Genomic DNA, 22,166 nt, shown 5'->3' with positions numbered 1-22,166 from the left:
TTTTTACATTTAAACGAGAGCTTCAGGAGAAAACCAGAAATGCGAGTGTTGAAATTTGGCGGGACCTCAGTAGCAAACGCAGAACGCTTTTTGCGGGTTGCGGACATTATGGAAAGCAATGCGCGTCAGGGACAGGTGGCGACGGTATTATCCGCGCCTGCCAAAATTACCAACTATCTGGTTGCCATGATTGAACGGACTGTCGCCGGGCAGGACATCAGGAGCATCATGAGCGACGCAGAAAACATTTTTGGTCAGCTCATCACCGGTCTGGCGGCACAGCAGCCGGGCTTTGATTTGCCGAAAGTGAAAGCGTTTGTCGATCAGGAATTTGCCCAGCTTAAACAGTTGCTGCACGGCATCGCGTTGCTGGGGCAATGTCCGGACAGCGTGAATGCTTCAATCATCTGTCGTGGCGAAAAGCTCTCCATCGCCATTATGGAAGCCGTTTTCCTCGCGAAAGGGTTTGGCGTCACCGTCATCAACCCGGTCGAAAAATTGCTGGCTCAGGGCCACTATCTTGAATCGACTGTGGATATCAACGAATCCACCCGCCGTATCGCCGCCAGTGCCATTCCTGCCGATCACATCGTGCTGATGGCCGGTTTCACTGCGGGCAACGAGAAAGGTGAACTGGTTGTGCTGGGGCGTAACGGCTCCGACTATTCTGCGGCCGTGCTGGCGGCGTGTTTACGCGCTGACTGTTGCGAGATCTGGACTGACGTCGATGGCGTGTATACCTGTGACCCGCGTACTGTGCCAGATGCCCGTTTGCTGAAATCGATGTCGTATCAGGAAGCGATGGAGCTGTCGTACTTCGGTGCAAAAGTGCTTCACCCGCGTACTATCCTGCCAATTGCCCAGTTCCAGATCCCTTGCCTGATCAAAAACACTACCAACCCGCAAGCGCCCGGCACCCTGATTGGCAGCGAAAGCCTCGGCGACAATACGCCGGTGAAAGGCATCACTAACCTGAATAATATGGCGATGATCAACGTCTCCGGCCCGGGGATGAAAGGGATGATCGGCATGGCGGCGCGCGTTTTCGCGGTGATGTCGCGTTCCGGAATTTCGGTTGTGCTGATCACCCAGTCTTCGTCTGAATACAGCATCAGCTTCTGCGTGCCGCAAAGTGAGCTGGTTCGCGCACGCAAGGCGCTGGAAGATGAATTCTACCTTGAGCTGAAGGATGGCCTGCTTGAGCCGCTGGACGTCATGGAAAAACTGGCCGTGATTTCAGTGGTCGGCGACGGCATGCGTACGCTGCGCGGCATCTCTGCGAAATTCTTCTCCGCACTGGCACGCGCCAATATCAACATCGTCGCCATCGCGCAGGGGTCTTCTGAACGTTCCATTTCCGTGGTGGTGAATAATGAAGATGCGACCACCGGTGTCCGCGTCAGCCACCAGATGTTGTTCAACACCGATCAGGTTATTGAAGTATTTCTGATCGGTGTCGGCGGTGTCGGCGGGGCATTGATCGAACAGATCCGCCGTCAGCAGACCTGGCTGAAAACCAAACATATTGATCTGCGCGTGTGTGGCATCGCCAACTCCCGCGCGTTGCTCACCAATGTTCACGGCATTGCACTGGATACCTGGCAGGACGAGCTGGGCGCAGCGAAAGAGCCCCTGAATCTGGGCCGTCTGATCCACCTGGTGAAGGAATACCATCTGCTGAACCCGGTGATTGTGGACTGCACGTCCAGTCAGGAAGTGGCGGATCAATACGCCGATTTCCTGGCAGACGGTTTCCACGTTGTCACGCCGAACAAAAAGGCCAACACCTCGTCGATGAATTATTACCATCAGTTGCGTAAAGCGGCAGATGGCTCACGCCGTAAGTTCCTGTATGACACCAACGTCGGCGCGGGTTTGCCGGTTATCGAGAACCTGCAAAACCTGCTGAATGCGGGCGACGAACTGTTGCGTTTCTCCGGGATCCTCTCCGGATCGCTGTCGTTCATCTTCGGTAAACTGGATGAAGGCATGTCGCTGTCTGCGGCCACTTTGCAGGCGCGCGATATGGGTTACACCGAGCCTGATCCGCGTGACGACTTGTCGGGTATGGACGTCGCCCGTAAGCTGCTGATTCTGGCGCGTGAAGCCGGTTATAAGCTGGAACTGTCGGATATCGACGTCGAATCCGTTTTGCCTGCGTCATTTGATTCCTCAGGGAATGTGAATGAATTTGTGGCACGTCTCCCAGAGCTGGACGCCGAATTTGCGCAGCGCGTTGCGGATGCGACGGCAGCGGGTAAAGTATTGCGTTATGTGGGCGCTATCGAAGAAGGGCGTTGTAAGGTAAAAATCGACGCTGTCGATGGTAATGACCCGCTTTATAAAGTAAAAAATGGTGAGAATGCGCTGGCGTTTTACAGCCGCTATTACCAGCCGCTGCCGCTGGTATTGCGCGGCTACGGTGCCGGTAATGATGTGACGGCGGCGGGTGTGTTTGCCGATCTTTTGAGAACGCTGTCATGGAAGTTAGGAGTTTAATATGGTTAAGGTGTATGCCCCGGCTTCAATCGGGAACGTCAGCGTAGGCTTCGACGTTCTGGGCGCAGCAGTGTCTCCGGTGGATGGCACGCTTCTGGGTGATTGCGTATCGGTAGAAGCCGCTACATCATTCAGCCTGAAAAACGAAGGTAAGTTTGTTTCCAAACTGCCTGACCGGATGGAAGACAATATCGTTTATCAGTGCTGGCAGCGTTTCTGTCAGGAAATCGGCAAAGATGTGCCGGTGGCGATGACGCTTGAAAAAAATATGCCGATCGGTTCCGGGCTGGGTTCCAGCGCCTGTTCGGTGGTTGCCGGTCTGATGGCGATGAATGAATTCTGCGGCAAACCGCTCAGCGACAACAAAATGCTGGAGCTGATGGGCGAACTGGAAGGGCGGATTTCCGGCAGCGTGCATTTTGATAACGTCGCACCGTGCTATCTGGGCGGCATTCAGCTGATGCTTGAAGAGCTGGATATTATCAGCCAGAACGTGCCAAGTTTTGACGACTGGCTGTGGGTGATGGCGTATCCGGGCATCAAAGTCTCGACGGCGGAAGCGCGCGCGATTTTACCGGCGCAGTATCGCCGTCAGGATTGCATCAGTCACGGGCGCTATCTGGCGGGCTTTATTCATGCGTGCCACACACAGCAACCGGCGCTGGCCGCGAAGCTGATGAAAGACGTGATCGCTGAACCTTACCGCACACGTCTTCTGCCGGGCTTTGCCGAAGCGCGCAGCGCGGCCGAAGAAATCGGTGCACTGGCGTGCGGGATTTCCGGTTCCGGCCCGACGCTGTTTGCCGTCTGCAATGACAGCGCAACCGCGAAACGTATGGCCGACTGGTTGCAGACGCACTATCTGCAAAATGACGAAGGCTTTGTTCATATTTGTCGTCTGGATACCGCTGGCGCGCGGGTATTGGGATAACTCGATAATCGACTGGGATAACTAATGAAATTGTACAACCTGAAGGATCACAACGAGCAAGTGAGTTTTGCGCAGGCCGTCAAACAAGGTCTGGGCAAACAGCAGGGATTATTCTTCCCGCTCGACCTGCCGGAGTTTGAGCTGACCGAAATTGACCGCCTGCTGGATCTGGATTTCGTCACCCGTAGCACGCGCATTCTTTCTGCTTTCATCGGCGATGAAATTCCTGAAGACGAATTGCATCAGCGCGTGAAAAACGCGTTTGCTTTCCCGGCGCCAGTTGCAAAAGTGGAAGACGATATTGCCTGTCTGGAGCTGTTCCACGGCCCGACCCTGGCCTTTAAAGATTTCGGTGGCCGCTTCATGGCGCAGATCCTGACGCAGGTATCAGGCGACCAGCCAGTGACCATCCTGACCGCGACGTCCGGTGATACCGGTGCCGCTGTGGCGCATGCGTTCCACGGTATGAAAAATGTTCGCGTGGTGATTCTGTATCCGCGCGGCAAAATCAGCCCGCTCCAGGAAAAACTGTTCTGTACCCTCGGTGGCAATATTCACACCGTGGCTATCGATGGCGATTTCGATGCCTGCCAGGCGCTGGTCAAACAGGCGTTTGATGATGAAGAACTGAAACACGCCCTGAAGCTGAATTCGGCAAACTCCATCAACATCAGCCGTCTGCTGGCGCAGATTTGCTATTACTTCGAAGCCGTGGCGCAACTGCCGCAGGAAGCCCGCAATCAGCTGGTGGTTTCCGTGCCAAGTGGTAACTTCGGTGATCTGACGGCCGGTCTGCTAGCGAAATCTCTCGGCCTGCCGGTGAAGCGTTTTATCGCTGCCACTAACGCCAATGACACCGTGCCGCGTTTCCTGAGTAACGGTGAATGGGATCCGAAGAAAACTGTCGCGACTCTGTCGAACGCCATGGACGTCAGCCAGCCAAATAACTGGCCGCGCGTGGAAGAACTGTATCGCCGTAAAATCTGGCAACTGAAAGATCTCGGTTTTGGTGCGGTCAGCGATGACACCACGGAAGACGCGATGCGTGAGCTGGCGAATATCGGTTACATCTCTGAACCGCATGCCGCGATTGCTTATCGCGTTTTGCGTGACCAACTGCAACCGGGCGAATTCGGCCTGTTCATCGGCACGGCGCATCCGGCGAAGTTCAAAGAAAGCGTGGAAGCGATTTTGGATCAGGACATCGGCTTGCCGAAAGAACTGGCGGATCGCGCTGACCTGCCGCTGCTGTCGCACAATCTGCCGGCAGACTTCAGCGAAATGCGCGCATTCCTGATGGCGCTGCCTGAATAAAATTCGGGGCCTCTGAAATGCAAAAGCCCTCTTCGTGAGGGCTTTTTTACGGGTATAGAAAGAGAAATCAGCGTTCAGGACGCGTAAAGACCAACTCGTTGCCCTGTGAGCGTGATTCGTCAAAGGCATAACCTTCCAGATTGAAATCCTGTAATTGCTTTGCCTTATCCAGACGTTCTTTGATGATAAACCGGCTCATCAGCCCGCGCGCTTTTTTCGCGTAGAAGCTGATGACTTTGTATTTGCCATTTTTTTCATCAAGGAAAACCGGTTTGATGATTTCGCCATCCAGCAGTTTAGGTTTTACCGCTTTGAAATATTCGTCGGACGCCAGATTCACCAGCACTTTGCTTTTTTGTTCGCTCAGCAGCTGGTTGAGTTTTTCGGTCAGCAGCTCACCCCAGAAGGCGTAAAGATTAATGCCCTGCGGGTTTTCCAGCCGGATGCCCATTTCCAGGCGATACGGCATCATCAAATCCAGCGGGCGCAGCAGACCGTATAAACCGGACAACATGCGTAAATGCTTTTGCGCAAAATCGAAATCTTTCTCACTGAAATCTTCCGCCTGCAGGCCGGTATAAACGTCACCTTTGAACGCCAGTAATGCCTGGCGCGCATTATCTGGCGTAAAAGCCGGCTGCCAGTCATTGAAGCGTTCGGCATTCAGGTGGGCCAGTTTATCGCTGATCCCCATCAGTGAAGAGATTTGTGCGGGAGACATTTTACGTGCCACCGTGATTAACTGAGCGGATTTATCCAGCAGCTCAGGTTGGGTGTAGCGCGTTGTCGCAAGCGGGCTTTCGTAATCGAGCGTTTTGGCAGGTGAAATAATGGTCAGCATAGTCTCGTCCGTTGGTCAGTGACGCTTCAAATTTGGAATTTTTTTCGTTGCACTACTGTAGCAAAAAAGCCGCTGCGGGGGAGCCATGATATCGATAGGTGAAAGCTTACCGGTCAGCGCCGGGGCGGTTCTTATCCCAAATCCCCGGCTCCAGCTGACCACGTAATTCCGGGAAATGGTCGGGATTAAACACCGGTATTTTCCCCATGCGCTGCTGGCGTTCATAGTCTTTCACCACTTTGACCGCCACGCCCGAAAGGAGCAGCAGCGCCGTCAGGTTCAGTATCGCCATCAGTGCCATGAAAATATCCGCCAGTTTCCAGACGATATGCAGTTCCATCAGACAGCCGCAGAACACCATAGCGATGACCAGTAAACGGAAAATCAGTAACTTATACGGCGCGGCGCGGTGAACTAAACTCAGGTTGTTTTCCGCGTAAGCGTAGTTGCCTGAGATCGACGTAAAGGCAAAAGAAAACACCAGTACGGCCAGCGCAATGTGGCTCCATCCGCCTGTTGAGGGCGTAATCGCTTGCTGCAATAAGCGGATACCAAAAGGCGCGTCCGGGTGATCAAGCACGCCGGATGTCAGCACAATCAGCGCTGTGGCGGTGCAAATCACCACCGTATCAATGAAGACGGCAAACATCTGGTTGAAACCCAGGGTGGCGGGGTGACGGACGGACGCCATGGCCGCCGCATTCGGCGAGGAACCCACGCCCGCTTCACTGGCAAACACGCCGCGCTGCATGCCCTGAGTGACGGCCTGTGTGACGCCATAAGCCAGCGCGCCGGAGGCCGCTTCCTGCAAGCCGAAAGCGCTTTTGAAGACCAGTGCGATCACCTGTGGCAGTTTTTCGATGTTATGGCCGATGACCCAAATTGCCAGCAGCAGGTACGTAAAGGCCATCAGCGGAACCAGCCATTTGGACAGCCAGATGACAGAGCGTATGCCGCCAAAAATCAGCACGGCGGTCAGCGTGGCCAGAATAGCGGCGGTGGTGAGGTGGGGAACATGCAGCAGATGGAAGGAGGCTTGTGCAATAGAATTGGCCTGTAACGCACTGAAAACAAAACCGCAGGAGATGACCATCAGCAAAGAGAACAGAATGCCCATCCAGCGCATGCCCAATCCTTTCTCCATGTAATCCGCCGGGCCGCCGCGAAATTTACCGTGTTCGCCCACGCCTTTGTATATCTGTGCCAGCGTATTTTCAATCAGCGCCGTCGCCATACTGAAGACGGCAATCACCCACATCCAGAAAATCGCGCCCGGCCCGCCGAGGGTAATGGCTATCGCGACACCGGTCAGGTTACCGGTACCAATACGTGAGGATAAACTCAGGCACAGCGCGCGCCAGGCAGGCATTCCTCGCGGATCGCGGCCTGATTTAAAAAGGGTCGGGGAGAACAGATGTCTGAAACGACGAAACTGGATGAAACTCAGACGAACGGTGAGATAAATGCCGGTGCCAAACAGCAGGTAAATCAGGATGGAGCTCCAGAGAATTGTGTCGAAAAAATCCAGCAGATCATTCATGAATTATCCTTGGTTGATTAACCCTTCATTTTTTTAGTTGTTCGCTCAGAGTGTCATGACCACTTTGGCTGGCTAACATACCTTTTTTATTGAAACGGGGACATATGCAAATTGGCTGATTTTGTGTGTTTTGGAAGGTGAGAAATCCAGAGATGTTCGTAGCCGAGCATGCCGCGATAAGCGCCTTGCGCATGGCTTTTTGCATGTTATCATCAGCCAAAGGCAAGGCATGAAAATGCCTATACGAAAACGTCCAAACGATGAGATATGCCAAAATGACCGATAAACTGACTTCCCTACGCCAAATGACCCAGGTTGTTGCTGACACCGGAGACATCGCGGCAATGAAGTTGTACCAGCCGCAGGATGCGACCACTAACCCGTCACTGATCCTCAGCGCTGCGCAAATTCCTGAATACCGTAAACTGATCGACGAAGCCATCGCCTGGGCACGTGACCAGAGCAGCGATCACGATCAGCAAATTACTGATGCCGCTGACAAACTGGCAGTGAACATCGGTCTGGAGATCCTGAAACTGGTTCCGGGCCGTATTTCGACTGAAGTTGACGCACGTCTGTCTTACGACACTGACGCAAGCGTGGCCAAAGCGAAACACCTGATCAAGCTGTACAACGATGCAGGTATCAGCAACGACCGTATCCTGATCAAACTGGCTTCTACCTGGCAGGGTATCCGCGCGGCGGAAAAACTGGAAAAAGAAGGCATCAACTGTAACCTGACGCTGCTGTTCTCCTTCGCTCAGGCGCGTGCATGTGCAGAAGCCGGTGTGTTCCTGATTTCTCCCTTCGTTGGCCGTATCCTCGACTGGTACAAAGCCAATGGCGACAAAAAAGAGTTCGCACCCAATGAAGATCCGGGCGTTGTGTCCGTGACCGAAATCTACGAATACTACAAACAACACGGCTACGAAACTGTCGTGATGGGCGCAAGCTTCCGTAACATCGGCGAAATCATTGAACTGGCTGGCTGTGACCGTCTGACCATCGCACCTGCACTGCTGAAAGAGCTGGCAGAAAGCGAAGGTCCGCTGGAGCGCAAACTGTCCTTCTCCGGCGAAACCAAACCACGTCCTGCGCCACTGACTGAAGCTCAGTTCTACTGGGACCATAACCAGGATCCAATGGCGATCGACAAACTTGCTGACGGCATCCGTAAGTTTGCCATCGACCAGGGCAAACTGGAAAAAATGATTTCTGACCTGCTGTAATCAGCACTCAGTTTTCGATGAAAAGCGGCTAATCAGCCGCTTTTTTTGTGTCTGCGATAAAACCCCCGCGTCGTTATCGATATAATAAGGCGTATTGAAAGCAGATTTTGTCACGGAGAAATGGCATGGATAAATTGCGAATTGGTCTGGTATCGGTGTCAGACCGTGCCTCAGGTGGGGTGTATCAGGACAAAGGTATTCCGGCGCTGGAAGAATGGCTGGAAAAAGCGCTCATTACGCCCTTCAAGCTGGAAACCCGGCTTATCCCGGATGAACAACCTCTGATTGAACAGGCGATCAGCGAGCTGGTCGATGAAAGCGGCTGTCATCTGGTACTGACCACTGGCGGAACCGGCCCCGCGCGCCGCGATGTAACGCCGGATGCCACGCTGGCTATTGCCGATCGTGTGATGCCGGGCTTTGGTGAACAGATGCGTCAGATCAGCCTGCACTTTGTCCCGACGGCGATTTTATCGCGTCAGGTCGGCGTGATCCGCAAACAGGCGCTAATCCTCAATTTACCGGGGCAACCTAAATCCATTCAGGAAACGCTGGAAGGGCTGAAAGATGCCGACGGTAAAGTGATCGTTTCCGGCATTTTCGCCAGCGTCCCTTACTGCATCCAGTTACTGGACGGGCCTTATATCGAAACACACGACCACGTGGTAGCAGCTTTCCGTCCCAAAAGTGCCCGTCGCGACACAAAAAACTGAATACGGTTTGTTTTTGAAATAAGATTCAGACGCTCTGGTGTGAAAAATATTTGCCGCTATAGTAATAATTACTTTACAGGATGCGGCAAAAAATCGTTTCCATTTTCACTCTGGCGTCACACGGACTCTTATGCAACACGCACAATCGCGCCGGCTGAACCGGCAGGACTTCAAAACGCTTTCCCTGGCTGCGTTGGGCGGCGCGCTCGAATTCTACGATTTCATCATTTTCGTCTTCTTCGCTGCCGTCATTGGCGACCTCTTTTTCCCGTCTGATATGCCAGACTGGCTGCGTCAGGTGCAGACGTTTGGCATTTTTGCCGCCGGTTATCTGGCGCGTCCGCTGGGCGGCATTATCATGGCGCACTTTGGGGATCGGGTTGGCCGCAAACGGATGTTCAGCCTGAGCATTCTGCTGATGGCGTTACCGACGCTGGCGATGGGGCTTCTGCCGACCTATGCCTCAATAGGCATTGCCGCACCGTTATTGCTGTTGCTGATGCGTATTTTGCAGGGCGCGGCGATCGGCGGCGAAGTGCCCGGAGCCTGGGTTTTTGTGGCGGAACACGTTCCGCGTAACCGCATTGGTTTTGCCTGCGGGACGCTGACGGCGGGTTTAACGATGGGGATTCTGCTGGGTTCGCTGGTGGCAACTTTACTGAACACCAGCATGACGCCTGCAACCATCAGCCAGTATGGCTGGCGCATTCCGTTCTTCATCGGCGGGATCTTCGGGTTAATCGCCCTGTATCTGCGACGCTGGTTGCAGGAAACGCCGGTCTTTATTGAGATGAAAGCCCACAAAGCGCTGGCAGAAGAATTGCCGCTGAAGGCCGTTGTCGCGAATCATAAAAAAGAAATTGTGGTGTCGATGCTGATGACCTGGTTGCTGTCCGCGGGCATCGTGGTGGTCATTCTGATGACGCCAACGTGGCTGCAAAAACAGTTGGGCATTCCGGCGGCGGCGGCCTTGCAGGCAAACTGCCTCGCCACCGTTGCGCTAATGTTTGGCTGCATTATTTCGGGCAGCGTTGTGGATCGCCTGGGCGCCAGTAAAACGTTCATTATCGGCAGCCTGTTCCTCGGTATTTGCAGCTGGTCTTTCTATCATAGGGTTGCGGCTGACCCGTCTGTACTGATGGGCATGTACGCGCTGGCAGGGCTTAGCGTGGGGATCGTTGGCGCGGTGCCTTATGTGATGGTGCGGGCTTTCCCGGCGGAAGTGCGGTTTACGGGGATTTCGTTCTCTTACAATGTGGCCTACGCCATTTTCGGTGGCCTGACGCCAGTGTTCGTGACGCTCATTATGCGTCTGACGCCGATGGCACCGGCTTATTACGTGCTGGCATTGTCAGCGATTGGTTTACTGACCGGCATCTATCTCAGCCGTGATTTGAACAGTGAAACTGCCCGCGAAGCTAAATTTGCAGAACGCGCCGCTTCCGGCCAGTAAGTTTTCGTTTTTGCATACAAAAAAAAGCCCCGTTTATGAATCGGGGCTCTTTCATCTGAGACGTCGTGCGTTATGCCGTCACCGCATTCACATCACGCGCATGGCTTTTCGGTTCGCCAATCGGCAAAACGGTACGGCCATACTGCTCGTTGAGCACTTCGGCCATCGCCAGATAAATCGCGCTGGCGCCGCAGAAGATGCCTTCAAAACCTGCAAAATGCAGAACTGCCGTATTGCCGGTCATGTTGCCGAAACACAGCAGGGCAAACAAAAGGGTCAGGCTGCCGAAAACGACCTGTAAACCACGGTTTGCTTTCAACGTGCCAAAAAACATGAAGAGAGTGAAAACGCCCCAGATGCCCAGATAAGCGCCCAGGAAACTTTCGCTGCTGGCATCCGCCATGCCCATGCGTGGCAGCATCAGAATACCGACCAGGCTCAGCCAGAACGCACCGTAGGAGGTAAACGCCGTGGTGCCGAAGGTATTCCCTTTTTTAAATTCCATCATCCCGGCAAGAATTTGAATTAAACCACCATAAAAAATGCCCATGCTGACAATAACGGCGGTCAGCGGGAAAAAGCCTGCGTTGTGTAAATTCAATAAGATAGTAGTCATACCAAATCCCATTAACCCGAGCGGGCCTGGATTTGCCAACGTTTTGGTCTGCATAGATCCTCTGTATCAGAATTATTATTAATTGATAATCGGGGGAAGAAACGCTTGGGAAATGGGTAAAAAAGCCGCATATCTTTGGAAGCGCGCGGCATCATAAGGAGGGTTGCGTCAGTAAACATTGATCTGGCGTAACAGCAATTGAAGATTTTTTTTCACTTTGCCCCTTGATGCTGAGCGTCAAGGCCCCATCTTATCCTCAACCGCAGTTGTTACCGTCGGTAAAACCGTAATATGGGGCTGTTGAAATCGAAAAGATCGTCCTCATATACAGTAGCAACCTGAACGAATATGAATTTAAGTGGAGACGTTTTAGATGGGTAAAATTATTGGGATCGACCTGGGCACCACCAACTCTTGTGTAGCTATCATGGATGGCACGACTGCTCGTGTACTGGAGAATGCTGAAGGCGACCGCACCACTCCTTCCATCATCGCATATGCGGCAGATGGCGAGACTCTGGTAGGTTCTCCGGCTAAACGTCAGGCAGTGACCAACCCGCAGAACACCTTGTTTGCGATCAAACGCCTGATTGGCCGTCGCTTCCAGGATGAAGAAGTACAACGCGATAAAGGCATCATGCCTTACCAGATCGTAGGCTCCGACAACGGCGACGCCTGGATCGACATTAAAGGTCAGAAAATTGCACCTCCGCAGATTTCTGCTGAAGTGTTGAAGAAAATGAAGAAAACCGCTGAAGATTACCTGGGTGAGCCAGTAACTGAAGCTGTTATCACCGTACCTGCATACTTCAACGATGCGCAGCGTCAGGCAACGAAAGATGCTGGCCGTATCGCAGGTCTGGAAGTTAAACGTATTATTAACGAACCAACCGCTGCGGCACTGGCTTACGGCCTGGATCGCGAAATCGGTAACCGCACTATTGCGGTATACGACCTGGGTGGTGGTACTTTCGATATCTCTATTATCGAAATCGACGAAGTTGACGGTGAAAAAACCTTCGAAGTTCTGGCAACCAACGGTGATACTCACCTCGGTGGTGAAGACTTCGACAGCCGTCTGATCAACTATCTGGTTGAAGAGTTCAAGAAAGAACAAGGTATGGATCTGCGTAACGATCCGCTGGCGATGCAACGTCTGAAAGAAGCGGCTGAAAAAGCGAAGATTGAACTGTCTTCTGCTCAGCAAACTGACGTGAATCTGCCGTACATCACTGCGGATGCAACCGGTCCGAAACACATGAACATCAAAGTGACCCGTGCAAAACTGGAATCTTTGGTGGAAGACCTGGTTAACCGTTGTATCGAACCACTGAAAGTGGCTCTGAAAGACGCAGGCCTGTCTGTGTCTGACATTCAGGATGTTATCCTGGTCGGTGGTCAGACACGTATGCCAATGGTTCAGAAGAAAGTGGCTGAATTCTTTGGTAAAGAACCGCGTAAAGACGTGAACCCGGACGAAGCTGTGGCAATCGGTGCAGCAGTTCAGGGTGGTGTGTTGGCGGGTGATGTTAAAGACGTTCTGTTGCTGGACGTAACGCCGCTGTCTCTGGGTATCGAAACCATGGGCAGCGTGATGACTCCGCTCATCACCAAAAACACCACCATCCCGACGAAACACAGCCAGGTGTTCTCTACTGCGGAAGACAATCAGTCTGCAGTAACCATCCACGTGTTGCAGGGTGAGCGTAAGCGTTCAAGTGATAACAAATCTCTGGGTCAGTTCAACCTGGACGGTATTCAGGCAGCACCGCGCGGTCAGGCACAGATCGAAGTGACCTTCGACCTTGACGCCGACGGTATCCTGCATGTGTCTGCGAAAGACAAGACGACCGGCCGTGAGCAGAAGATCACCATCAAGGCATCTTCTGGTCTGACGGAAGAAGAGATCCAGAAAATGGTTAACGACGCTGAAGCGAATGCTGAAGCTGACCGTAAGTTTGAAGAACTGGTTCAGACCCGTAACCAGGCGGACCACCTGATCCACGGAACCCGTAAGCAACTGGACGAAGCTGGCGACAAACTGCCAGCAGAAGACAAAACTGCTGTAGAAGAAGCCCTGAAAGCACTGGAAGTTTCTGCTAAAGGTGAAGACAAGGCGGATATCGAAGCGAAAATCCAGGCGCTGGTTCAGGTTTCCGGCAAACTGATGGAAATGGCTCAGCAGCAAGGCCAGGCCGAAGGCGGCGACAACAGCGCGAAGAAAGATGACGACGTTGTTGATGCTGAATTCGAAGAAGTGAAAGACAAGAAATAATCGCCCTTTAGCGGGCACAGTAAGAGTTCATTACTGAAAACCAGCACGGGCGTCGAGGAAACTCTACGCCCGTGCACGCATGTTGAGGGCAGGAAAAAGCATGGCGAAGCAAGATTATTACGAGCTGTTGGGCGTTTCCAAAACGGCCGATGAGCGCGAAATTAAAAAGGCCTACAAACGGCTGGCAATGAAGCATCACCCTGACCGTAATCAGGGCGACAAAGAATCTGAAAGCAAATTTAAAGAAATTAAAGAAGCTTATGAAATTCTGACCGACGCGCAAAAACGTGCGGCCTACGACCAGTACGGTCATGCAGCCTTTGAACAGGGTGGTATGGGCGGTGGCGGTGGTTACGGCGGCGGCGGTGCAGATTTCAGCGACATCTTTGGTGACGTCTTTGGCGACATCTTTGGCGGCGGACGCCGTCAGCGTGCCAGCCGGGGTTCAGACCTGCGTTACAACATGGATCTGACTCTGGAAGAGGCCGTTCGTGGTGTCACCAAAGAAATCCGCATCCCGACTCTGGATGAATGTGACGTTTGCCACGGCAGCGGCGCGAAAGCGGGCAGCTCACCGACCACCTGTCCGACTTGTCACGGTGCGGGCCAGGTGCAGATGCGTCAGGGCTTCTTTACTGTGCAACAGGCGTGTCCGACTTGTCAGGGGCGTGGCAAAGTTATTAAAGATCCGTGCAACAAATGCCACGGTCATGGCCGCGTAGAACGTGCAAAAACATTGTCCGTTAAAATCCCTGCGGGTGTAGACACCGGCGACCGTATCCGTCTGGAAGGTGAAGGCGAAGCGGGTGAGCACGGTGCACCGTCAGGCGATCTGTACGTTCAGGTTCAGGTAAAAGCGCACAAAATCTTTGAGCGTGAAGGCAACAACCTGTACTGCGAAGTGCCAATCAACTTTGCGATGGCAGCACTCGGTGGAGAAATTGAGGTTCCTACGCTCGATGGCCGCGTAAACCTGAAGATCCCAGCCGAAACGCAAACCGGCAAAATGTTCCGTATGCGCGGACGTGGTGTGAAATCCGTTCGTGGCGGCGCGCAGGGCGACTTAATGTGCCGTGTGGTCGTCGAAACGCCGGTAAGCCTGAGCGAAAAGCAAAAGCAATTGCTGCGTGATCTGGAAGAGAGCTTTGGTGGCGTATCGGGCGAAAAAAACAGCCCGCGTTCTAAAAGCTTCCTGGACGGCGTGAAAAAGTTTTTTGATGATCTGACTCGCTAACCGCCTCCTGCAAAACAGGAACGGCAGTCCAGATAAATCCCCGGCAGCATTTCGCGCCGGGGATTTTTTTTATGGGATTTTTGGAGTTATTAGCCTAAAACCGTGTAATGAATGATTCGTAAAAACCGAGTTATACTCCAGAAATAATCGAGTTTTTACGAAGTGAATCACTGCGTACAATCCGCGTATCCCATTGTGGCGTCCCGATTTCAGCCACGCTTATTTTACAGGAGAGTCCGAATGCCGAATTTAATTCGTCGTTTTTTGCGTATGGAAGCTGCGGGCGGCATTGTACTCATCATTGCCGCCATCGTGGCACTACTTATGGCTAACAGCCCGTTGCAGGGCGCTTATCAGGCGTTTTTAGAGATTCCGGTCACGCTGCGTTTTTCTGAATTGCTGATCGATAAACCGCTTTTACTGTGGATTAACGATGGCCTGATGGCGGTGTTTTTCCTGATGATTGGCCTGGAAGTAAAACGTGAGATGTGTGAAGGCGCACTGGCTAATCGCGAGCAGGCGCTGTTTCCAGCCATTGCCGCGCTGGGCGGCATGATCGTTCCTGCGCTGATTTACCTGCTGTTCAACGGCAATGACGAAATTGCGCGTCAGGGCTGGGCAATCCCGGCTGCAACGGATATTGCTTTTGCACTGGGCGTAATGGCGCTGTTGGGATCGCGTGTACCGACCGGGCTAAAAGTATTCTTGCTGGCGCTGGCCATCATTGATGATCTGGGTGCCATCGTGATTATCGCGCTGTTCTACAGCCACGATATTTCGATGATGGCGCTGGGGCTGTCGGCAATTTGTATCACCGCCCTGGCCTGCCTGAACTGGCGCGGGGTCACTAAACTGACGCCTTACCTGCTGATTGGCGCGATTTTCTGGGTATGTGTTCTGAAATCAGGTATTCATGCGACGTTAGCGGGGGTGATCCTTGGCTTCCTGATCCCGCTCAATACCAAAGAAAATAAGGCTTCGCCGGCACGCCGCCTGGAGCACGGAATTCATCCGTACGTCGCCTGGTTTATTTTGCCGATCTTCGCTTTTGCGAATGCGGGGATTTCTTTGCAGGGCGTCTCTGCTTCCGGTGCTTTTTCCCTGCTGCCGATGGGGATTGCAGCAGGCCTGTTGCTGGGCAAACCGCTGGGCATCATGTTGTTCAGCAGTGTGGCGCTTAAATTGGGCATCACCCGTTTGCCGTCAGGTATTTCGTTCGGCCAGATTTCAGCGGTATCTGTGTTGTGCGGCATTGGTTTCACTATGTCGATTTTTATTGGGTCACTGGCTTTCGCCTTGCGGGATCCGGCTCTGCTGACTTACGCAAAAATGGGTATCCTGATGGGGTCAGTCGCTTCGGCCCTGCTGGGATACGTGCTGTTAAGTCGTGCTTTACCAAAGAAAGTTGTTAAACACTGACCGACTGGGTGCGCGCTGAGTCGCGCAACCTGATAGCCATCTCGTACTTCAGAAAAGGTTGAAAACATGCCTCATATTAATTACAACCATTTGTATTATTTTTGGCACGTGTGTAAATCAGGTTCTGTTGTGGGAGCCGCCGAGGCGTTATATCTGACCCCGCAGACTATCACCGGCCAGATCAAATCACTGGAAGAAAGGCTTGGCGGAAAGCTTTTTAAACGGCAGGGGCGCGGGCTGATACCTTCAGAGCTGGGCCAGCTGGTCTATCGCTATGCGGACAAAATGTTCACACTGAGCCAGGAAATGCTGGATATCGTCAATTACCGCAAAGAGTCGAGCCTGCTGTTTGACGTGGGTGTGGCAGATGCCTTGTCCAAGCGTCTGGTCAGCCGTGTGCTGGAAGCCGCCGTGCCAGACAACGAACAAATTCATTTACGCTGTTTTGAATCGACGCATGAAATGCTGCTCGAACAGCTCAGTTTGCATAAACTGGACATGATCCTGTCCGATTGCCCGGTGGATTCGACGCAGCAGGAAGGGTTGTTTTCGGTCAAGCTGGGTGAAAGCCCGATCAGCTTCTTTTGTTGCAGACCGCCGGAAGGCGTAGATTTCCCGGCCTGTCTTGAGCAACGTTCATTGCTGATCCCTGGCCGCCGTTCGATGCTTGGGCGTAAATTGCTGAACTGGTTTACGACGCAGGGGCTGAACGTGAATATTCTCGGTGAGTTTGATGACGCGGCGCTGATGAAGGCGTTTGGAATGAACAACGATGCCATTTTTGTCGCACCGGCAATCTACTCTTCGACGGAATTTCAGGACGAGAAAATTGAAGAAGTCGGGCGGGTAGAAGGGATCATGGAAGAGTATTACGTGATTTTTGCGGAAAGGATGATTCAGCATCCTTCGGTACAGCGGATTTGTCACACCGACTTTTCGGCGCTCTTTTCCTGAAACTTAAAGGCCTGAAACTTAAAGGCCTGAAGCTTAAAGCCTGAAATGACTCAAATTCCAGATATAAAAAAACCGGCCAGGGCCGGTTTTTTTATCAAAGCATTTCAGCGTAATGCGATTATTGCATTGCGTTGATTTGCGCAGTCAGGCTTGACTTATGACGCGCTGCTTTGTTTTTGTGGATCAGGCCTTTGCAAGACTGACGGTCCACAATTGGTTGCATTTCGTTAAATGCATTTTGTGCAGCAGTTTTGTCGCCTGCTGCGATAGCCGTGTGAACCTTTTTGATAAAGGTACGCATCATTGAACGACGGCTCGCGTTGTGCTTACGGCGTTTTTCTGACTGTACGGCGCGTTTCTTAGCTGATTTGATATTAGCCAAGGCCAACTCCCAAATATTTTTCTATTGATGAACAATTCAAAGGCCGAGGAATATGCCTTTTCGGTCTTCTTTTGTCAACGGATTTGTGCAAATAAGCGGCGATTTTAAGCGTAAACTTTAATCGTCACTTGTTACGTTGTGATGGCGCAGGATTTTAACAGCTTCCGGCATCGGAATACAGTCTTTCGCGAGAAAAATCGACAGGAGAGTGTACAAACTGCCCACTGCGGCCATTAACGCCTTGTTTATGCGAAAAGTCACGCATTCCCTGTATGCAACGAAAGATTTTCATCGCCACGTATCCATTTGAACCGCAATATCTGCGGTATGCAAGGGAGAATGGTGTGATCCTGTGAATCGCTGGTTAACCTTGGAGGCTGTACAAGGTATAATCCGCCGATTTCCATCGTTATGAGTCAGCATTGGATTTGAGCCAGCTATGGAGCTAATTCGCGGAATACACAATATTCGAGCACGTCATCATGGATGTGTGCTGACTATTGGCAATTTTGATGGTGTACACCGGGGTCACCAGGCCCTGATCGAACAGCTGAAGCTGGAAGGTCAACGTCTGGGTCTGCCGGTGATGGTAATGATTTTTGAGCCACAGCCGCTGGAGCTGTTCGCCGGTGATAAAGCACCGGCGCGCCTGACCAGTTTGCGTGACAAAGCCAAGTATCTGGCCGAGTGTGGGGTGGATTATCTGTTGTGCGTTCGCTTCGAGCCCCGGTTCGCTGCGCATATTGCACAGGAATTTATCTCTAAACTGCTGGTGGAGAAACTGGGGGTCAGGTTCCTGACGGTCGGGGATGATTTCCGCTTCGGCGCAAGCCGTTTGGGGGATTTTGAGCTGTTGCAGAAAGCCGGTGAAGAATATGGCTTTGAAGTGATCAGCACACAAACCTTCCGCGAAGGCGGCAATCGTATCAGCAGCACCGCGATCCGCGATGCGCTGCGCGACGACGATCTGGCGCTGGCCGCCAATTTACTGGGCCATCCGTTCAGTATCTCGGGCCGCGTCGTTCACGGCGATAAACTGGGGCGTACTATCGGTTTCCCGACGGCCAACGTCCCGCTGAAACGCGTGGTTTCACCCGTGCGCGGTGTTTATGCCGTGGACGTTTTAGGCCTTGGGCCAGAACCTTTGCCGGGCGTCGCCAACATTGGTATACGCCCGACGGTCGGTGGCGTGCGCAAGCAGTTGGAAGTGCACCTTATCGACACCACATTAGATTTATACGGGCGCCACATTGACGTGGTGCTTCGCGCAAAATTGCGCAACGAACAGCGTTTTTCCTCGCTTGATGCTTTGAAGCAACAAATTGCGAACGATGAGGTGACGGCCCGGGAATTCTTTGGGTTAAAGACACCACGCTAAACATGTACTGACAGGCGTGTAACAAAGCCTGGAATCCAGCCGAAAAACGGAACCGAGAATCTATGAGTGACTACAAGAACACCCTGAATTTGCCGGAAACAGGGTTCCCGATGCGTGGCGATCTGGCCAAGCGTGAACCTGACATGCTGAAAAATTGGTATGACCAGGATCTGTACGGGATTATTCGTGCTGCCAAGAAAGGCAAAAAAACCTTTATTTTGCATGACGGCCCTCCGTATGCGAACGGCAGCATTCATATTGGTCACTCAGTAAACAAAATTCTCAAAGACATGATTATCAAGTCCAAAGGGCTTGCGGGCTTCGACGCGCCGTACGTTCCGGGCTGGGATTGTCATGGTCTGCCGATTGAGCTGAAAGTTGAACAACTGATCGGCAAGCCGGGTGAGAAAGTGACGGCGGCTGAGTTCCGTGAAGCGTGCCGTAAATACGCCGCCGAGCAGGTTGAAGGTCAGAAGAAAGACTTCATCCGTTTGGGCGTGTTGGGCGACTGGGATCACCCGTACCTGACCATGGACTTCAAAACTGAAGCCAATATCATCCGTGCGCTGAGCAAAATCATCGGTAACGGCCACCTGCACAAAGGTGCGAAGCCTGTACACTGGTGTACCGATTGCGGTTCTTCACTGGCTGAAGCGGAAGTTGAGTATTACGACAAAACGTCTCCGTCTATCGATGTGACGTTTAACGCTACTGACGCAGCGGCTGTGGCAGCGAAATTCGGTGCGGCTTCCTTTAATGGCCCGATTTCTCTGGTTATCTGGACCACCACGCCGTGGACCATGCCAGCAAACCGCGCAATTTCACTCAATCCTGAATTCTCTTATCAGCTGGTTCAGGTGGAAGGTCAGTGTCTGATTCTGGCAACCGATCTGGTTGAAAGCGTCATGAAGCGCGCAGGTATTGCAGAATGGACCGTGCTGGGCGAATGCAAAGGTGCAGACCTTGAATTGCTGCGCTTCAAACACCCGTTCCTGGACTTCGACGTTCCGGCTATTTTGGGCGATCACGTGACGCTCGACGCCGGTACCGGTGCTGTGCATACCGCGCCGGGCCACGGACCTGATGACTTTGTTATCGGCCAGAAATACGGTCTGGAAGTGGCTAACCCGGTTGGCCCGAACGGTTGCTATCTGCCAGGCACTTACCCTGCGCTGGACGGTAAATTCGTCTTTAAAGCCAATGATTTGATTGTCGAGCTTCTGCGTGAAAAAGGCGCATTGCTGCACGTTGAAAAAATCACGCACAGCTACCCGTGCTGCTGGCGTCACAAAACGCCAATCATCTTCCGCGCCACGCCACAATGGTTCATCAGCATGGATCAGAAAGGCCTGCGTAAGCAGTCTCTGGAAGAGATCAAAGGCGTTCAGTGGATCCCGGACTGGGGTCAGGCACGTATTGAAAACATGGTCGCCAACCGTCCTGACTGGTGTATCTCCCGTCAGCGTACCTGGGGCGTGCCAATGTCTCTGTTTGTCCACAAAGACACCGAGCAACTGCATCCGCGCAGCCTTGAACTGATGGAAGAAGTCGCGAAACGCGTTGAAGCCGACGGTATTCAGGCGTGGTGGGATCTGAACCCTGAAGACATTCTGGGCGCAGACGCTGCTGAGTACGTCAAAGTGCCGGATACGCTGGACGTGTGGTTCGACTCCGGTTCTACGCATTCTTCCGTTGTGGATGTGCGCCCTGAGTTCAACGGTCATTCTCCGGATCTTTATCTGGAAGGCTCCGACCAGCATCGCGGCTGGTTCATGTCTTCACTGATGATTTCGACAGCAATGAAAGGCAAAGCGCCTTACAAACAAGTTCTGACACACGGTTTCACCGTGGACGGTCAGGGCCGCAAAATGTCCAAATCCATCGGCAACACCATCGCGCCTCAGGACGTGATGAACAAGCTGGGTGGCGATATTCTGCGTCTGTGGGTCGCGTCAACGGATTACACCGGTGAAATCGCCGTGTCCGACGAAATCCTCAAACGTGCTGCGGATTCTTACCGCCGTATCCGAAACACCGCGCGCTTCCTGCTGGCGAACCTTAACGGTTTCGATCCGGCGCTGCACAGCGTGGCTCCGGAGGAGATGGTGGTTCTGGATCGCTGGGCCGTTGGCCGCGCGAAAGCTGCACAGGAAGAGATCATTGCCGCGTATGAAGCCTATGATTTCCACGGTGTGGTTCAGCGTCTGATGCAGTTCTGTTCCATCGAGATGGGTTCTTTCTATCTGGATATCATCAAAGATCGCCAGTACACCGCAAAAAGCGACAGCGTTGCACGTCGCAGCTGCCAGACCGCGCTGTATTACATCAGCGAGGCTCTTGTCCGCTGGATGGCACCGATCATGTCCTTCACTGCGGATGAAATCTGGGCGGAATTGCCGGGCCAGCGCGAGAAATTCGTCTTCACCGAAGAATGGTTTGACGGTCTGTTTGGCCTGACCGGCAACGAATCCATGAACGATGTGTTCTGGGATGAGCTGCTGAAAGTCCGTGGCGAAGTGAACAAAGTCATCGAACAGGCGCGTGCGGATAAACGTCTTGGGGGTTCCCTGGAAGCCGCAGTGACGCTGTATGCCGACGACGCTCTGGCGACCGATCTGCGCTCTTTAGGCAATGAACTGCGCTTTGTTCTGCTGACCTCTGGCGCGAAAGTTGCTGCGCTGTCAGAAGCTGACGAATCCGCTCAGCCAAGTGAATTGCTTAAAGGCCTGAAAATTGGTCTGGCAAAAGCAGAAGGCGACAAGTGCCCGCGCTGCTGGCATTACACCACTGACGTCGGCCAGAATGCGGAACACAGCGAACTCTGTGGCCGTTGTGTGACTAACATTGCCGGCGACGGCGAAGAGCGTAAGTTTGCATAATGAGTAAATCTATTTGTTCCACCGGACTCCGCTGGCTCTGGCTGGCGGTCGTGGTCATCATCGTGGATCTGGGCAGTAAGTTCCTCATTATGGGGAACTTCCAGCTTGGCGAATCCATGCCGCTGATCCCGTATTTAAACCTGTTCTATGCGCAAAACCACGGCGCGGCATTTAGCTTCCTGGCAGATAAAGGCGGCTGGCAGCGCTGGTTCTTTGCTGTCATTGCGCTGGCCATCGTCGTGGCGCTGGTCGTACTGATGTACCGCGGCACTGCGAAGCAGAAACTCAATAACATCGCGTTTGCGATGATTATCGGCGGGGCGTTAGGCAATTTATTTGACCGCCTGTATCACGGTTTTGTGGTCGACTTTATCGACTTCTATGTCGGTAACTGGCATTTCGCGACATTCAATCTGGCTGACAGCTTTATTTGCGTCGGTGCAGCGCTGGTCGTGCTGGAAGGTTTTCTGGCAAAACCTACTCAGGCGGAAAAGAGCAAAGGATAAGTA

The 22,166-nt window shown here is 52.9% G+C and carries 17 protein-coding genes and 1 other annotated feature (1 of these 18 running past the window's edge); of the genes, 13 read left to right on the top strand and 4 right to left on the bottom strand.

The genetic code is table 11. From position 1 onward, the window contains the following. Nucleotides 1–5: a sequence feature (Thr leader region), on the top strand; it begins 112 nt to the left of the window's first position. Between the two features lie 34 nt (nt 6–39). The 3 genes from thrA to thrC are packed head-to-tail and all read left to right on the top strand — an operon-like array spanning nt 40 to nt 4,744. Continuing rightward, nucleotides 40–2,499 carry a bifunctional aspartate kinase/homoserine dehydrogenase I gene (thrA, locus tag ACM5QY_RS01475; protein ID WP_416118938.1) on the top strand — a complete coding sequence of 820 codons (2,460 nt, stop codon included), beginning with the start codon at nt 40–42 and terminating at the stop codon, nt 2,497–2,499. Between the two features lies 1 nt (nt 2,500). After that, the gene (thrB, locus tag ACM5QY_RS01470) at nt 2,501–3,430 is read left to right on the top strand and encodes a homoserine kinase (protein WP_416118937.1); all 930 of its coding nucleotides are present in this window, start codon (nt 2,501–2,503) and stop codon (nt 3,428–3,430) included. A 24-nt stretch (nt 3,431–3,454) separates the two neighbouring features. Continuing rightward, nucleotides 3,455–4,744, top strand: coding sequence for a threonine synthase (gene thrC / locus ACM5QY_RS01465; protein WP_416118936.1), 1,290 nt, complete (start codon nt 3,455–3,457; stop codon nt 4,742–4,744). A 67-nt stretch (nt 4,745–4,811) separates the two neighbouring features. On the opposite strand, the gene yaaA is transcribed toward thrC, so the two are convergent. Further along, nucleotides 4,812–5,585: a peroxide stress protein YaaA gene (gene yaaA, locus ACM5QY_RS01460; protein ID WP_416118935.1), complete on the bottom strand. Its 774-nt coding sequence runs from the start codon at nt 5,583–5,585 to the stop codon at nt 4,812–4,814. A gap of 106 nt (nt 5,586–5,691) precedes the next feature. After that, nucleotides 5,692–7,125: an alanine/glycine:cation symporter family protein gene (locus ACM5QY_RS01455; RefSeq protein ID WP_416118934.1), complete on the bottom strand. Its 1,434-nt coding sequence runs from the start codon at nt 7,123–7,125 to the stop codon at nt 5,692–5,694. Between the two features lie 275 nt (nt 7,126–7,400). On the opposite strand from ACM5QY_RS01455, the gene tal reads away from it, so the two are divergent. The 3 genes from tal to ACM5QY_RS01440 all read left to right on the top strand — a co-directional run bounded on the left by tal (nt 7,401) and on the right by ACM5QY_RS01440 (nt 10,520). After that, nucleotides 7,401–8,354 (top strand): transaldolase, encoded by a 954-nt coding sequence (tal, locus tag ACM5QY_RS01450; protein ID WP_416118933.1) that lies wholly within the window; start codon nt 7,401–7,403, stop codon nt 8,352–8,354. Between the two features lie 125 nt (nt 8,355–8,479). Beyond that, a complete protein-coding gene (gene mog / locus ACM5QY_RS01445; RefSeq protein ID WP_416118932.1) occupies nt 8,480–9,067 on the top strand; it encodes a molybdopterin adenylyltransferase in 588 nt (195 codons plus the stop codon). Nucleotides 9,068–9,197: 130 nt separating this feature from the next. Then, complete coding sequence (locus ACM5QY_RS01440) at nt 9,198–10,520, top strand: MFS transporter (RefSeq protein WP_416118931.1); 1,323 nt, start codon at nt 9,198–9,200, stop codon at nt 10,518–10,520. A 70-nt stretch (nt 10,521–10,590) separates the two neighbouring features. On the opposite strand, the gene satP is transcribed toward ACM5QY_RS01440, so the two are convergent. Continuing rightward, nucleotides 10,591–11,190, bottom strand: coding sequence for an acetate uptake transporter (gene satP / locus ACM5QY_RS01435; protein ID WP_416118930.1), 600 nt, complete (start codon nt 11,188–11,190; stop codon nt 10,591–10,593). A gap of 319 nt (nt 11,191–11,509) precedes the next feature. Between satP and dnaK the strand changes: the two genes are divergently transcribed. From dnaK to nhaR, 4 genes are all read left to right on the top strand, one after another. Then, nucleotides 11,510–13,411, top strand: a complete 1,902-nt coding sequence (dnaK, locus tag ACM5QY_RS01430) for a molecular chaperone DnaK (protein WP_416118929.1) — start codon at nt 11,510–11,512, stop codon at nt 13,409–13,411. Nucleotides 13,412–13,511: 100 nt separating this feature from the next. Continuing rightward, nucleotides 13,512–14,645, top strand: a complete 1,134-nt coding sequence (gene dnaJ / locus ACM5QY_RS01425; RefSeq protein ID WP_416118928.1) for a molecular chaperone DnaJ — start codon at nt 13,512–13,514, stop codon at nt 14,643–14,645. Nucleotides 14,646–14,885: 240 nt separating this feature from the next. Beyond that, nucleotides 14,886–16,064 carry a Na+/H+ antiporter NhaA gene (gene nhaA / locus ACM5QY_RS01420; protein WP_416118927.1) on the top strand — a complete coding sequence of 393 codons (1,179 nt, stop codon included), beginning with the start codon at nt 14,886–14,888 and terminating at the stop codon, nt 16,062–16,064. Nucleotides 16,065–16,130: 66 nt separating this feature from the next. Then, nucleotides 16,131–17,018: a transcriptional activator NhaR gene (gene nhaR / locus ACM5QY_RS01415; protein WP_416118926.1), complete on the top strand. Its 888-nt coding sequence runs from the start codon at nt 16,131–16,133 to the stop codon at nt 17,016–17,018. Nucleotides 17,019–17,136: 118 nt separating this feature from the next. Here nhaR and rpsT read toward each other — a convergent pair whose 3' ends face one another. Then, nucleotides 17,137–17,400 carry a 30S ribosomal protein S20 gene (rpsT, locus tag ACM5QY_RS01410; protein WP_416118925.1) on the bottom strand — a complete coding sequence of 88 codons (264 nt, stop codon included), beginning with the start codon at nt 17,398–17,400 and terminating at the stop codon, nt 17,137–17,139. A gap of 439 nt (nt 17,401–17,839) precedes the next feature. Here rpsT and ribF point away from each other — a divergent pair, with 439 nt between their 5' ends. From ribF to lspA, 3 genes are all read left to right on the top strand, one after another. Continuing rightward, nucleotides 17,840–18,778: a bifunctional riboflavin kinase/FAD synthetase gene (gene ribF, locus ACM5QY_RS01405; protein WP_416118924.1), complete on the top strand. Its 939-nt coding sequence runs from the start codon at nt 17,840–17,842 to the stop codon at nt 18,776–18,778. 62 nt (nt 18,779–18,840) lie between these two features. Continuing rightward, nucleotides 18,841–21,657, top strand: coding sequence for an isoleucine--tRNA ligase (gene ileS, locus ACM5QY_RS01400; RefSeq protein ID WP_416118923.1), 2,817 nt, complete (start codon nt 18,841–18,843; stop codon nt 21,655–21,657). Next, nucleotides 21,657–22,163 (top strand): signal peptidase II, encoded by a 507-nt coding sequence (gene lspA, locus ACM5QY_RS01395; protein WP_416118922.1) that lies wholly within the window; start codon nt 21,657–21,659, stop codon nt 22,161–22,163. The genes ileS and lspA overlap by 1 nt, the downstream gene beginning before the upstream one ends. The last annotated feature ends 3 nt before the right edge of the window (nt 22,164–22,166 follow it).

The organism is Rahnella sp. PCH160, from assembly GCF_047784855.1.
Classification (GTDB): Bacteria; Pseudomonadota; Gammaproteobacteria; order Enterobacterales; family Enterobacteriaceae; genus Rahnella.
This window is presented reverse-complemented; position numbering and strand designations above follow the sequence as displayed.

Bases quoted from the DNA above. Each gene is read 5' to 3' on its own strand.
- thrA (WP_416118938.1), top strand. From the start codon at position 40: ATGCGAGTGTTGAAATTTGGCGGGACCTCAGTAGCAAACGCAGAACGC.
- thrB (WP_416118937.1), top strand. From the start codon at position 2,501: ATGGTTAAGGTGTATGCCCCGGCTTCAATCGGGAACGTCAGCGTAGGC.
- thrC (WP_416118936.1), top strand. From the start codon at position 3,455: ATGAAATTGTACAACCTGAAGGATCACAACGAGCAAGTGAGTTTTGCG.
- yaaA (WP_416118935.1), bottom strand. From the start codon at position 5,585: ATGCTGACCATTATTTCACCTGCCAAAACGCTCGATTACGAAAGCCCG.
- ACM5QY_RS01455 (WP_416118934.1), bottom strand. From the start codon at position 7,125: ATGAATGATCTGCTGGATTTTTTCGACACAATTCTCTGGAGCTCCATC.
- tal (WP_416118933.1), top strand. From the start codon at position 7,401: ATGACCGATAAACTGACTTCCCTACGCCAAATGACCCAGGTTGTTGCT.
- mog (WP_416118932.1), top strand. From the start codon at position 8,480: ATGGATAAATTGCGAATTGGTCTGGTATCGGTGTCAGACCGTGCCTCA.
- ACM5QY_RS01440 (WP_416118931.1), top strand. From the start codon at position 9,198: ATGCAACACGCACAATCGCGCCGGCTGAACCGGCAGGACTTCAAAACG.
- satP (WP_416118930.1), bottom strand. From the start codon at position 11,190: ATGCAGACCAAAACGTTGGCAAATCCAGGCCCGCTCGGGTTAATGGGA.
- dnaK (WP_416118929.1), top strand. From the start codon at position 11,510: ATGGGTAAAATTATTGGGATCGACCTGGGCACCACCAACTCTTGTGTA.
- dnaJ (WP_416118928.1), top strand. From the start codon at position 13,512: ATGGCGAAGCAAGATTATTACGAGCTGTTGGGCGTTTCCAAAACGGCC.
- nhaA (WP_416118927.1), top strand. From the start codon at position 14,886: ATGCCGAATTTAATTCGTCGTTTTTTGCGTATGGAAGCTGCGGGCGGC.
- nhaR (WP_416118926.1), top strand. From the start codon at position 16,131: ATGCCTCATATTAATTACAACCATTTGTATTATTTTTGGCACGTGTGT.
- ribF (WP_416118924.1), top strand. From the start codon at position 17,840: ATGGAGCTAATTCGCGGAATACACAATATTCGAGCACGTCATCATGGA.
- ileS (WP_416118923.1), top strand. From the start codon at position 18,841: ATGAGTGACTACAAGAACACCCTGAATTTGCCGGAAACAGGGTTCCCG.
- lspA (WP_416118922.1), top strand. From the start codon at position 21,657: ATGAGTAAATCTATTTGTTCCACCGGACTCCGCTGGCTCTGGCTGGCG.